Below are 12,532 nucleotides of genomic sequence, written 5' to 3' on the forward strand. Positions count from 1 at the left end.
CGCGAACCCGACAGCAGCGAGGTATCACCCCGATGAGCGACCCCCTGATCTTCCCCGGCCTGGACATCCCGGAAACCCTGGCTGCAGGCCCCGGGCCGGGCAACACCGATCCGCGTGTGCTGCGGGCCTTTGCCAACACGGGCCTGGCCGACCACATGCAGGCCGACGTGCTGCGCGGCATGATCGAGTGCAAGCAGATGCTGCGCAGCCTCTGGGGCACCGCGAATACCTACACCTACGGGGTCGGCGGCACCGGCTTCTCCGGCCTCGACTGCATGCTGAACGCGATCCTGCCCGGCGACAGCGTAGTAGTCTTCCAAAACGGCACCTTCTCGGGGATCGACGCGCTGACCATCCGCATGAAGGCCGCCACCCGCGCGGAGCTCGCCGCCGATCCGCTGAGCCCGCAGCCCGCCTCTGTCACCGTCATCGACGTGCCGCACGGCGAGTCCGTATCGGGCCAGCTGGTGGAGCAGGTGCTGGCGGAGAAGAAGCCGAAATGGGCCTTCATGGCGCATTGGGAAACCGGGTCGGGGCGGATCAACGACCTTCGCGGCTTCTCCGATGCCTGCGGGAAGCACGGCGTGATGGGGCTGATCGATGCGGTCTCTTCGCTGGGGATCGAGGACTTCTCGATCGACGACTACCCGGGCGTAGCCGGCTGGGCCTCCTGTCCGCAGAAGGGCGTGCTTTGCCTGCCGCTGACCTATGCGCCGGTCTCCTTCTCCGACCGCTACATCGAGACCGTGCGCGAGAACGGCTGCCATTCCTACGTCCACAATCCGATCCTCGAAGCCCGCCATTGGGGTGTGGTTGACGGGAAGGACGTGGCTGCCGGCACCTATCACCGCACGCATTCCGGCTATGCGGTCGCCGCCTTCCACGAGGCGCTGCGTATCACGCTGCAGCACGGCCGGGCCCAGAAGGCCCGCGACTATGCCTTCCACGAGAAAGCGCTGCGCGAAGCCGTCACCGCGATGGGTTGCAAGGTCACCTCGAACATGACGAGCCTGGTGGTGCTGAACCTGCCCGGGGCGCTGGCGGGCCGCGAGAAGGAGCTGGTGCAGAACTGCCGCGCCAAGGGCTTCGGCATCTGGCCGACCCTGTCCGAGCCGGTGCAGGTCCGTATCGGCATCCTCAACCAAATCACCCCCGCCGCCATCACCGACATCGTCAACCGCTTTGGCAGTGCGATGAACGACATCGGCGCAAACGTCGACCTCGACGCCATCAGCCGGCTGCTCGACCGCCATTACGACGCTGCCGTGGCCGCGGAATAGGCCAAACAGCGGAACAAGATGCATCCATAGGGAGGAAACCATGGATATTCACGAGTATCAGGCCAAGGAAGTCCTGAGCAACTTCGGCGTCACCGTGCCCCCCGGCGCGCTGGCCTACAGCCCCGAGCAAGCCGCCTACCGCGCCCGCGAACTGGGCGGCGACCGCTGGATCGTCAAGGCGCAGGTGCATGCGGGCGGCCGTGGCAAGGCGGGCGGCGTCAAGCTGTGCAACTCGGAGGCCGAGATATATGAGGCGACCGAGAACATGTTCGGCAAGAAGCTGGTGACCCATCAGACCGGTCCCGAGGGCAAGGGCATCTACCGGGTCTATGTCGAGGCCGCGGTGCCGATTGCGCGGGAGATCTACCTGGGCTTCGTGCTCGACCGCTCCAGCCAGCGGGTGATGATCGTGGCCTCCTCTGAAGGCGGCATGGAGATTGAAGACATCTCCGCCGAGCGCCCCGAATCCATCGTCCGCTCCACCGTCGAGCCGGCCGTAGGCCTGCAGGATTTCCAGGCCCGCGAAATCGCGTTCAAGCTCGGCATTGAACCGGCGCTGACCCAGCAGATGGTGCGCACGCTCAAGGGCTGCTACCAGGCGTTTTCGGAACTCGACGCCACCATGGTGGAGATCAACCCGCTGGTGGTCACCGGCGACAGCCGGGTGATTGCGCTCGACGCGAAGATGACCTTCGACGGCAACGCCCTGTTCCGTCACCCCCAGATCGCCGAGCTGCGCGACAAGAGCCAGGAAGACCCGCGCGAAGCCCGCGCTGCCGACCGCGGCCTCTCCTACGTCGGGCTCGACGGCAACATCGGCTGCATCGTGAATGGCGCAGGCCTTGCGATGGCAACGATGGACACCATCAAGCTCGCGGGCGGCGAGCCTGCCAACTTCCTCGACATCGGCGGCGGCGCCACGCCCGAACGGGTGGCCAAGGCCTTCCGCCTGGTGATGTCGGACAGCAACGTGCAGGCGGTGCTGGTCAACATCTTCGCCGGCATCAACCGCTGCGACTGGGTGGCGGAAGGCGTGGTGCAGGCGCTGCGCGAGGTGCAGGTGGACGTGCCCGTGGTGGTGCGGCTCGCAGGCACCAACGTGGAGGAAGGCCAGAAGATCCTGGCCCGCTCCGGCCTGCCCTTGATCCGCGCCACATCGCTGATGGAAGCCGCCGAGCGCGCCGTCGGCGCCTGGAAGAACGATCTCTCTCAAAACACCCGCGTGAGGGCCATCCAATGAGCATTCTTCTCGACCGCGACAGCAAGGTCATCGTCCAGGGCATCACCGGCAAGATGGCGCGCTTCCACACCAAGGACATGATCGACTACGGCACCAATGTCGTTGGCGGCGTGGTGCCCGGCAAGGGCGGCGAGACCGTCGAGGGCGTGCCGGTCTTCAACACCGTAAAGGAAGCGGTGGAGGCCACCGGCGCCAATGCCTCGCTGGTCTTCGTGCCGCCGCCGTTTGCTGCCGACTCCATCATGGAAGCGGCGGATGCGGGCATCAAATACTGCGTCTGCATCACCGACGGCATTCCGGCGCAGGACATGATCCGGGTGAAGCGCTACATGTACCGCTATCCCAAGGAAAAGCGGATGATCCTGACGGGCCCGAACTGCGCGGGCACGATCTCGCCCGGCAACGCGCTTCTGGGCATCATGCCCGGCCACATCTACTTGCAGGGCTCTGTCGGCATCATCGGCCGCTCGGGCACCCTGGGCTACGAGGCCGCGGCACAGCTCAAGGAGCTTGGCTTGGGCGTCTCCACCTCGGTCGGAATCGGCGGCGATCCGATCAACGGCTCCTCTTTCAAGGACATCCTGGAGTGGTTCGAGAACGACCCCGAAACCGAGGTCATCGCGATGATCGGCGAAATCGGCGGCCCGCAGGAGGCTGAGGCCGCGGAATACATCCGCGATCACGTCACCAAGCCGGTGGTCGCCTATGTGGCGGGCCTGACCGCGCCGAAGGGGCGCACCATGGGCCACGCGGGCGCGATCATCTCGGCCTTTGGTGAATCCGCCTCGGAAAAGGTGGAAATCCTCTCCGCGGCCGGCGTCACGGTGGCCGAAAACCCCGCTGTGATCGGCGAGACGATCGCCAGCGTGATGAAGCAGACGGCCGCCTGATCCGCTTCGCGGGCAGGCGCCGCGCTCCGCCCCGGCTGGGGCAATAGCGGGGGCGGAGCGCCTTTTGGACAAAAAGAATGCACTTCGGGGAGATAAGAGAATGGCAAAGCCCAAGGTTCTGGTGACCCGCCGCTGGCCCGCCGCTGTCGAGGCCCGCTTGGCCGAGCGTTTCGATACGGTGCTGAACTCCGGCGATGTGCCGTTGAGCGAAGCGGAGCTGCGCGCGGCGGTGCAAAGCTTCGACGCGGTGCTGCCCACGGTGACCGACAAGCTTTCGGCCAAGGCACTGGATGTCGCCCGGCCGCAGGCCCGCATCATTGCCAACTACGGGGTCGGATATTCCCATATCGACATGCGCTGCGCCGCCGGGCATGGCATGACGGTGACCAACACTCCCGACGTGCTCAGCGAATGCACTGCCGATATCGCGATGACGCTGCTGCTGATGGCGGCGCGGCGCGCGGGCGAGGGCGAACGCGAGCTGCGCGCGGGTAAGTGGACCGGCTGGCGCCCGACGCATCTCATCGGCACCAAGGTCTCGGGCAAGACGCTCGGCATCGTCGGCTTCGGCCGCATCGGCCAGGAGATGGCGCGGCGCGCGCATCATGGGTTCGGTATGAGGATTATCGTGCAGAACCGCTCCCGCGTGTGCCCCGATGTGCTTGCCCGCTACAACGCCACCCAGGCGGACAGCCTCGAGGATCTGATGCCGCAGTGCGATTTCGTCTCGCTGCACTGCCCCGGTGGGGCGGAGAACCGGCACCTGATCAACACCCGGATGCTGAATCTGATGAAGCCGGAGGCCTTCCTCATCAACACCGCCCGCGGCGAGGTGGTGGATGAACTGGCTCTGTCCCGTGCGCTGTGGTTCCAGACTATCGCTGGCGCCGGGCTCGACGTGTTCGACGGCGAGCCGCGCATCAACCCGGACCTGATGGGCTGCGACAACCTGGTAATGCTGCCGCATCTGGGCAGCGCCACCCGTGAGGCGCGCGAGGCGATGGGGTTCCGCGTACTCGACAACTTGCAGGACTTTTTCGAGGGACGCGCGCCGCGCGACCGGGTGAACTGATGGTTCGAGGGACGCGCGCCGCGCGACCGGGTGAACTGATGGCCGAGCCCGCCGAAGCCCCCGCTGCCGATCCTGCTGACGGCGCCTATGCTGCAGCTCTGCGCGCCGAGTTGAAGGCGCTCTGGCTCGACGTGCTGCGCCAGCGCGCCCCCGGGGTCGCCGCGCGGCTCAGTGCCGCCGCCCCGGTGCGCCTGCCCGCGGACGCCCCTGCTACGCCCTATCTTCAGGCTTTCAACATCTGGTTCCAGCTTCTGAAGATCGCGGAGGAAAACGCTGCCATGCGCGGCCGCCGCCAGGCCGAGACCCAGGACGGGCCGGAGGGGGTGGAGGGCAGTTTCGCCCGCGCGCTGGACCTCGCGGGAGGCCTCGCCACCCCCGAGCGGCTGCGGCAGGTGGCCGGCCGGTTTTCGGCGGGGCCGACGCTCACGGCACATCCGACCGAGGCCAAGCGCGTCACCGTGCTGGAAATCCACCGCCGCATCTACCGCGGGCTGGTTGCGCTGGAAACCGGGCGCTGGACCCCGCGCGAGCGCGCCTTGCTGCTGGACGATCTGCGGTCGGAAATCGACCTGCTGTGGATGACCGGCGATCTGCGCCGCGACCGCCCATCGCTGCGCGACGAAATCCAATGGGGCCTGCAATTCTTCCGCGACAGCCTCTATGATGCGGTGCCGCAGCTTTTCGAGCGCTACATCGCCGCAGCCGCGCCGCGGCTGGGCCATGAAGCTGCGGACACGCCCTGCCTCAAGTTCCACTCCTGGATCGGCGGCGACCGCGACGGCAACCCCAATGTCACAGTAGAGGCCACGGCCGAGGCGCTCGCCGCCAACCGCGCCGCGATCCTCAACCGCTACATGGAGGCGCTGGCTACCGGCGCCGCGCGCATCTCGATCTCGGCCGCGGTCCATGCCCTGCCGGAGAGCGCCGCCGCGCGTCTGCAAAGCGTGATCGACGGCGCTCCCAGCAGCGCGGAGCTGGCCGCGCGCAACCCCGGCGAGGTGTTCCGGCAAGCGCTGAGCGCGATGCTGGCCCGGATCTCGGCCACTGCCGCAGAGCTCCCGGGCGCCTACCGCCACGCCGATGACTTCACCGCTGACCTGCTCCGCACGGAACAGGCGCTGGAGGAAACCGGCGCCGCCCGGCTGGCGGCCCGCTATCTGCGCCCGCTGCGCTGGCAGTCGGAAGTTTTCGGTTTCCGCACCATGACGCTCGACATCCGCCAGAACTCCACCGTGACCACCGCGGTCCTGGCGGAGATCTGGGGCCGCAGCGGCGCAGGTGCGGACAGCGTGCCGGATTATGGCAGCGCCGAATGGTCGGCCCGGCTGCGCCGCGACCTGGGCAGCGCTGCGCTGGACTACGTGACCCCGGACGAGCTCAGCCCGCAAGGTGCTGAGCTCCTGAAGCTCCTCCGGCTGATGCGCGATGCCGGAGCGGGCGAGGACCCGCAGGCGATCGGCCCCTTCATTCTGTCGATGACCCGCTCCACCGATGACCTGCTCGGCGTCTACCTTCTCGCACGCCATGCTGGCTTCGGGGCGGAAAAGGCGGCGCTGAAAGTGGTGCCCTTGTTCGAAACTATTGCCGATCTGCGCGCCGCTCCCGCCATTCTGGACAGGCTGCTGGAAGTCCCCTTTGCCCGCCGCTCGCTGAAATCCGGCGACGGCCGGATCGAAGTGATGCTGGGCTATTCCGACAGCAACAAGGACGGCGGCTTCCTCTGCTCCACCTGGGAGCTCGACAAGGCGCAGCGGCGGATCAGCCGCACGCTCGCCGCGCACCGGCTGCAGGTCGTGTTCTTCCACGGCCGCGGCGGCTCGGTCTCGCGCGGCGGCGCTCCGGCGGAGCGCGCCATCGCGGCGCAGCCCGCGGGCACCATTGCCGGGCGGATGCGGATCACCGAGCAAGGCGAGGTGGTGAGCGCGAAATACGCCAACCGCGGCACCGCGCTGCACCAGCTCGAACTGATCGCTTCTTCGGTGCTGCAGCATTCCCTGCAGGAGGACGTGCCGCCCGCAGACCCCGAGCATGACGACGCGTTCGAGGCGCTATCGGGCATGTCGCAGGCGGCTTACGCCAACCTGCTGAATGCGCCGGGGTTCCTGGACTATTTCCAGCAGGCCAGCCCGGTGGCCGAGCTCGCCATGCTGAAGATCGGCTCCCGCCCCGCGCGCCGCTTCGGGGCCGCGTCGCTGCAGGATCTGCGGGCGATACCCTGGGTCTTCGCCTGGTCGCAGAACCGCCATATGATCACCGGCTGGTACGGCTTCGGCTCCGCCGTCGCGAGCTTCCGCCGCTTCCGCGGTGCCCGCGGTGAGACGGTGCTGCAGGAGATGTTCGCGGACGCTCCGCTGTTCCGGCTGGCGGTGGACGAGGTGGAAAAGGCGCTGCTGCACAGCGACATGGAGATCGCCGCTGACTACGCGACGCTGGTGCAGGACACCGCGGTGCGCGAGCGTATCTTTGGGGCGGTCCGGCGCGAGTATCTGCTGGCCTGTGAAGCCGTCGCCTTCCTCACCGGCACGCCGGACCTGGCCAGCCGCTTCCCGCGTCTGAGCGCGCGTCTTGGCCGGGTGGAACCCATGCTGCGCGAGATTCATGGATTGCAGGTGCGGCTCCTGCGCGAAGAGCGCGAACGCCCTCCGGGCGCCGTGCCGGTCCCGCTGATGCAGTCGATGAGCTGCATCGCCGCCGGCCTGGGCTGGACCGGCTGACTGCAAGCCCCGCGCCTTGCGCGGCGCGTGGCCCCACGCTTTTTCCCCGGTCATTAGCGGGCGGGGACGGGGCGGGAGCGCAAAGGTTGGCGGCAGGCGCAATGGGCTGCGCGGAGACGCGGATCAGCGGTGGCGTCGCTGGCGGCGCGGGCCGTCCGGTGTGATCGTGTCGAGGGACAGCGTGTGGTCCATGTTGCGCATCCGGTGCTTCAGCATCTGCCGGGTCAGCCGGAGAAGGTCCGCGGCAAAGGCCGGATCGCCCGCCACGTTTGCCATCTCCCCGGCGCCAGCGTGGTCGAACAGCAGCGGCGGCAGGTCGGCGGCGAACTCGACCAGCGTGAAGCGGCCGTCACGCAGGATCGCCAAGGATGACTCGCTCACCCCCGTGCCCAGCATCTGCTGCCACAGGCTCGGGCCCTCCGGCTCGCCGAAATCAAGCTCCGAGAAACTGTACAGCCGCCAGTCCGCAGGCACCTCTCCACGCAGGAGCGGGAGCAGCGAGCGGCCGTCCATCGCGTTGGGGATCTCCTGGCCCGCCCATTCCAGCATCGTCGGCGCCAGGTCAATCGACTCGGTGAAAGCCTGCACCCGCCGCCCCGCCTGACCCTGGTTGCCCGGCATCCGGATGATCAGTGGCGTGTGGTAGGCCGCGTCATAGACCGAGAACTTGCCCCAGCTATGCCGGTCGCCCAGCATCTCGCCATGATCGGCGCTCACGACCAGCAGCGTGTCATCAGCCTGGCCGCTCTCTTCGAGAAAGGTGAGCACCCTGCCGATATGGGCGTCGACCTCGGAGGCGAGGCCGAGATAGAGCGCCCGCAAAGTCTGGATGGTCTCATCCGTTGGCGCGAGGTCGGGGAACCCCTTCACGCAGTCCGCAGGCCCGGTTGCCAGGGTGGCCGGCCCGAAGAACGGGTGCAGCGCGCATTCCGCCTCCCGGCTCTCCAGCCGCGCAGGCAGGGGCAGGCGGGCCGGATCGTACATCAGGTTGTAAGGCGCGGGCGCCACCAGCGGCGGGTGCGGGCGGATGTAGGTCAGATGCGCAAACCAGCTCTCATCGCGGTACCCGGGCATCAGCGCGAGGAACCGGTTGGTGAGGAAGGCGGTGTCGCTGTCCTCGGCCCGGTAGGGCGCCGGATCGTTCAGCCGCGGCGTGCCGCCATCCGGGGAGACCGGCTTGTGGAGGTCCCAGTAGTCGTCGAACGCATAGCCCTTGTTCAACAGGTCGGCGCGCCAGGGATAGGACGTCTCCAGCCGCATCTCGACCATCTCCTGGAAGCCGGCCATCGGGTATTCGTAACTGCGCACCGACGGGTCGTTGGGGTGAAACACCCGCGGGTCCTGCGCCGTGTCGGTATAGCCGAACAGCATCGGCAGGTAGCCCGCCTTGCGCATCTCGGAAGCCAGCGTCGGCGTGTCGTGCCTGAGCGGCGTGCCGTTGCGGACCGAGCGGTGGTTCATCGCGTATTGCCCGGTCAGGATCGAGGCGCGCGAGGGGCCGCAGGGGTTCACCACGGTATAATTCTGCTCGAAGGTGACGCTCTCGTCCATCAGCCGGCGCAGGTTGGGCAGCGCCACATGCTCTGCCAGCGCGCCGAACAGGCAGTCCGCCCGCAATTGGTCGATCAGGATGAACAGGATGTTCCTGCGTCCGCTGTGCTGCCCGCCCATGCCGCGCCCCCTTTTCTGGCGGGGTCAGATAACCGCTGTTCTGCGGGTTTGCCTAGGCCGAAACGTGCAGGACCGGAGTAGTTCGGTCACATCTGTGGGATTTTGTGGGTTTTTACCTTGCGCTTGCGGTGCCTCAAGCAGATAGTCGCAAGAAACCATTGCCAAAAAGCTGCGAAAAAACGCGTGCCCGGAACCCACACTCTATCCCACCGCGAACTGGAGCTTGTCGACGCGCTGCGCCGGCTGGGCGGTTCTGGGCGCAATGCCGAGCTCGCGCGGATGCTGGAGGTTTCCGAAGAAACCGTGCGCCGCACGCTGAAGGCGCTGGACAAGGCCGGCGCGGTGCGGCGGGTGCATGGCGGCGCCTATCTGGACGGGCCGCAGGGGGCGTCCGGCTTCGTGCGGCGGATCTCCGAGCACCGGGCCGAGAAGGAGCGCATCGCCGCCGCGGTGGCGGGGCATGTGCGCGACGGCATGGCGGTGTTTCTGGACGCAGGCTCCACCACCGCCTTTGCCGCCGAGGCGCTGCGCCAGCGCTCGCATCTGACGGTGGTGACCAATTCCATTGGCGTCGCGCAGACGCTCGCGGCCTATAACGGCAACCGGGTTCATCTTCTGGGCGGCGAGATGCAGGGGGATGAGCGCGGCACCTTCGGCCATGTGGCCGAGCAGCAGGCCCGCCGCTTTGCGCTGGATCTGGCGGTGCTGTCGGCGGATGCGCTTTCAGCCCGGCACGGGGTGCTCTACCACAATGCCGCTGAGGCGCAGCTCGCGGCCGTCGTGGCCGAATGCGCCGCGGTCAATCTGGTGGCGATGGCGCATCCAAAGTTCGGCGAGACTGCGCCGCACCGCGGCCCGGCACCGCGGCTGCTGGACCGGATCGTGAGCGGACGGGCACCGGGCAAAAAACTGGCAGCCGCGCTGGCGGACTGGGGCGTGCGGGCCGAAGTTGCGGGAGTTGGCGATGCGTGAGGTGATGCTTTTCAACGCCTTGGCGGTCGCGGGAAGAATCCCCAGTAGCGGCGAGGCATACGGAGACTGACATGGCCATTCTCACCTTCCTCATCAGCCTGGCCGGCGCCACCATGCTGCTGCTCTACGCAGTGCGCATGGTGCGCACGGGCATCGAACGCAGCTATGGCGCCTCCTTCCAGCGCCTGCTGACCGCGCGGCAGAGCCACGTGAGCGCCGGTGCCATGGGGTTGCTTCTGGCGCTGGTGCTGCAAAGCTCCGCCGCGGTGGCGCTTCTTGCGTCGGGCTTTGCCGCCAGCGGATATCTGGCCTTTCCGGCCGGGCTCGCTATCGTGCTGGGGGGCGATCTGGGCTCGGCGCTGATCATCCAGATCCTGTCGTTCAAGCTCGACTGGCTGGTGCCGGTGCTCCTCGCCGTGGGCGGTTATCTGTTCGTCAAGACCGAGGCCAAGAAGGCGCGCCAGCTGGGCCGCATCCTGATGGGGGTGGCCTTCATCCTGATCTCCTTGCGCTTCCTGCGCGAGGCGATGGACCCGATCCGCGACAGCGCCTTTCTGCCCGCCATCGCAGGCTATCTCGCGCGCGACTACATCACCGCGTTCCTGGTAGGCGGCGCGCTGGCCTTCGTGATGCATTCTTCGGTGGCGGCGATCCTGATGTGCGTGACTCTGGTGCAGATCGGCGCGATCCCCTTTGCCGCTGGGCTCTCGCTGGTGCTGGGGGCCAACTTCGGTTCCGCCTTCATTCCGGTCTGGCTCAGCCGCGGCATGAATCTGAAGGCGCGGCGCATCCCCTTTGCCAACCTCGCCCTGCGCGGAACCTGGGCAGTGATTTGCCTGTTTGCGGCAAATACTGCGCTGCGGGCAGGCGCGCTGGGCGATCCGCAAGGCGGGCAGATGCTGGTCTACGCGCATCTCGCCTTCAACGCCTCTCTGCTGGTGCTGGCGCTGCCCCTCTGCACGCCGCTGGAGGGGATGTTCGCCCGGCTCCTCCCCGAGCCGCGGCTGGCACACGCCCCGCTGCCGGGCCGTCCAGTCAGCGTACTGGAGCAGGGCAACTACGGCTCGCCTGCGCAGGCGCTCTCCAGCCTCAAGCGCGAGCTCCTGCGCATGTCGGATTTTGTCGGTGCAATGTTCCGCCCGGTGCTGGACCTTTACCGCACAGGCGACCACGCGCAGATCAAGGCGGTGCAGGCCATGGACGAGGAGGTGAATGCCTGCCTCTCCGGTATCCGAAAATACGTCGCTGCAATGCCGGCCGATAGCTTTTCCAAGGAGGAGGGCAAGACCGCCCGCAGCCTGATGGAATACGCCATCCGGCTGGAAACCGCGGGTGACGTGGTGGCCCGGCGCCTCAGCGTGCTGGCGGCGAGCCTGCACAAGAAACACCTCAGCTTCTCCAAGGAGGGCTGGAGCGAGATCACCCGCATGCACGAGTCCATCGCCGCCAACATGCAGCTGGCTTCCAACGTGCTGATCTCGGATGATCTGGAGAGCGCGCGGCTCCTGAGCCTGGAGAAGACCGAGCTGAAGAGGATGGAACGCGACAGCCGCAAGCGCCACCTGAGGCGCCTGCAGGAAGGCGCGCCCGGCAGTTTCGAGACCTCGGATATCCACCTTGAGACGCTGCGTGCGCTGCGCGAATTCAACAGCCATATCGCCGCGGTGGCCTACCCGGTTCTCTACCGCAACGGCCAGCTGCTGGAGACCCGCCTGATCGAGGACATGCCGCGGGAAGAGGCCGAATGAAGGCCGCAGCCGCGCCTGCCTTCCAAGGCCACGCCCGCGCATGACCGCCGCTGTCACGGCCATTATCCTGACGGCGGCGGTGCTGCACGCGGTGTGGAACGCAATCGTCAAGACCGCCGCCGACCGCACCACGACGCTGGGGCTGGTGGCGCTGGGCCACGTGCTGCCCGGGGCCGTCATGGCGGCGCTGCTGCCGCTGCCCGCGGTGGAGAGCTTCCCCTACATCGGTCTCTCGACGCTGGTGCATTTCGCCTATTACTTCATGCTGGGGCAAGCCTACCGGCACGGCGATCTGAGCGTGGTCTACCCGATTGCCCGCGGCATCGTGCCTGCGCTTGCAGCCCTTTGGGCGCTGCTTTTTGCGGGCGAATGGCTGCCGGTGCAGGCCTGGGGCGGCATCGCGCTGATTGCCTTCGGCATCCAGCTCAGCAGCTGGCGGGCGCTCAGCACCGGGGTCAGCCGGGCGGCCCTGGGCTTTGCCATTGGCACCGGCGTCTGCATCTCGGTCTACACGGTGGTCGATGGGCTGGGGGTGCGGCTTTCGGGCAATACGCTCAGCTACTGGGCCTGGGGCGCGCTCCTGCATGTCTTCATCGCGGGTTTCGTGGGGATGATCCGCCGCGATACGCTCGCCACCCTGCCGCCGCGGGTTTGGCTCATGGGACTTGCGGGCGGGCTGGTGTCGATGACGGCCTACGGGCTGGTGCTCTATGCCAAGACGCTCGCGCCCATCGGCGCGGTGTCTGCCTTGCGCGAAACCTCGGTGATCTTTGCCGCCCTCATTGGCTTTGTTTTCCTGCGCGAGGGCTACTGGCTGCGCCGCCTCGGCGCGGCGGTGCTGATGGCGGCGGGGGTTGCGCTGATCGGCACTGCGGTGTGAACGCCCGCCTGCCACAGTCACGGACAGGCGGGAAAATCGCTGCCCGATCCAGAAACGCCAGCGGC

General features: G+C 67.5%; 9 protein-coding genes. 8 read left to right on the plus strand and 1 reads right to left on the minus strand.

Annotated elements, in window-relative coordinates:
* Window positions 1–32: 32 nt before the first annotated feature.
* The 5 genes from ACOHWE_RS07705 to ACOHWE_RS07725 all read left to right on the plus strand — a co-directional run bounded on the left by ACOHWE_RS07705 (window position 33) and on the right by ACOHWE_RS07725 (window position 7,196).
* Window positions 33–1,280, plus strand: a complete 1,248-nt coding sequence (locus ACOHWE_RS07705; protein WP_420665419.1) for a pyridoxal-phosphate-dependent aminotransferase family protein — start codon at window positions 33–35, stop codon at window positions 1,278–1,280.
* 40 nt (window positions 1,281–1,320) lie between these two features.
* Complete coding sequence (locus tag ACOHWE_RS07710; RefSeq protein WP_420665420.1) at window positions 1,321–2,520, plus strand: malate--CoA ligase subunit beta; 1,200 nt, start codon at window positions 1,321–1,323, stop codon at window positions 2,518–2,520.
* A complete protein-coding gene (gene sucD, locus ACOHWE_RS07715; protein ID WP_420665422.1) occupies window positions 2,517–3,410 on the plus strand; it encodes a succinate--CoA ligase subunit alpha in 894 nt (297 codons plus the stop codon). Before ACOHWE_RS07710 ends, sucD begins: the two co-directional genes overlap by 4 nt.
* Before the next feature lie 100 nt (window positions 3,411–3,510).
* A complete protein-coding gene (locus ACOHWE_RS07720; protein ID WP_420665424.1) occupies window positions 3,511–4,482 on the plus strand; it encodes a 2-hydroxyacid dehydrogenase in 972 nt (323 codons plus the stop codon).
* A 38-nt stretch (window positions 4,483–4,520) separates the two neighbouring features.
* Entirely contained in the window at window positions 4,521–7,196 is a 2,676-nt protein-coding gene (locus ACOHWE_RS07725; protein ID WP_420665426.1) for a phosphoenolpyruvate carboxylase, read from the plus strand.
* A 123-nt stretch (window positions 7,197–7,319) separates the two neighbouring features.
* Here the strand turns inward: ACOHWE_RS07725 and ACOHWE_RS07730 are convergent, their stop codons facing one another.
* On the minus strand, window positions 7,320–8,867 hold the full coding sequence (locus ACOHWE_RS07730) for a sulfatase-like hydrolase/transferase (RefSeq protein WP_420665427.1): 1,548 nt from the start codon (window positions 8,865–8,867) through the stop codon (window positions 7,320–7,322).
* Between the two features lie 183 nt (window positions 8,868–9,050).
* On the opposite strand from ACOHWE_RS07730, the gene ACOHWE_RS07735 reads away from it, so the two are divergent.
* The 3 genes from ACOHWE_RS07735 to ACOHWE_RS07745 all read left to right on the plus strand — a co-directional run bounded on the left by ACOHWE_RS07735 (window position 9,051) and on the right by ACOHWE_RS07745 (window position 12,467).
* Complete coding sequence (locus ACOHWE_RS07735; RefSeq protein ID WP_420665429.1) at window positions 9,051–9,839, plus strand: DeoR/GlpR family DNA-binding transcription regulator; 789 nt, start codon at window positions 9,051–9,053, stop codon at window positions 9,837–9,839.
* 71 nt (window positions 9,840–9,910) lie between these two features.
* Entirely contained in the window at window positions 9,911–11,587 is a 1,677-nt protein-coding gene (locus ACOHWE_RS07740) for a Na/Pi cotransporter family protein (RefSeq protein ID WP_420665431.1), read from the plus strand.
* Window positions 11,588–11,627: 40 nt separating this feature from the next.
* Complete coding sequence (locus ACOHWE_RS07745; RefSeq protein ID WP_420665433.1) at window positions 11,628–12,467, plus strand: EamA family transporter; 840 nt, start codon at window positions 11,628–11,630, stop codon at window positions 12,465–12,467.
* Window positions 12,468–12,532: the final 65 nt, after the last annotated feature.

The organism is Cribrihabitans neustonicus (assembly GCF_048820895.1).
In the GTDB taxonomy this organism is placed as follows: Bacteria; Pseudomonadota; Alphaproteobacteria; order Rhodobacterales; family Rhodobacteraceae; genus Cribrihabitans_A; species Cribrihabitans_A neustonicus.

What these genes read in the sequence shown, in the direction of transcription:
- sucD (WP_420665422.1), top strand. Translation starts at nt 2,517, where the DNA reads ATGAGCATTCTTCTCGACCGCGACAGCAAGGTCATCGTCCAGGGCATC.
- ACOHWE_RS07720 (WP_420665424.1), top strand. Translation starts at nt 3,511, where the DNA reads ATGGCAAAGCCCAAGGTTCTGGTGACCCGCCGCTGGCCCGCCGCTGTC.
- ACOHWE_RS07710 (WP_420665420.1), top strand. Translation starts at nt 1,321, where the DNA reads ATGGATATTCACGAGTATCAGGCCAAGGAAGTCCTGAGCAACTTCGGC.
- ACOHWE_RS07725 (WP_420665426.1), top strand. Translation starts at nt 4,521, where the DNA reads ATGGCCGAGCCCGCCGAAGCCCCCGCTGCCGATCCTGCTGACGGCGCC.
- ACOHWE_RS07745 (WP_420665433.1), top strand. Translation starts at nt 11,628, where the DNA reads ATGACCGCCGCTGTCACGGCCATTATCCTGACGGCGGCGGTGCTGCAC.
- ACOHWE_RS07730 (WP_420665427.1), bottom strand. Translation starts at nt 8,867, where the DNA reads ATGGGCGGGCAGCACAGCGGACGCAGGAACATCCTGTTCATCCTGATC.
- ACOHWE_RS07740 (WP_420665431.1), top strand. Translation starts at nt 9,911, where the DNA reads ATGGCCATTCTCACCTTCCTCATCAGCCTGGCCGGCGCCACCATGCTG.
- ACOHWE_RS07705 (WP_420665419.1), top strand. Translation starts at nt 33, where the DNA reads ATGAGCGACCCCCTGATCTTCCCCGGCCTGGACATCCCGGAAACCCTG.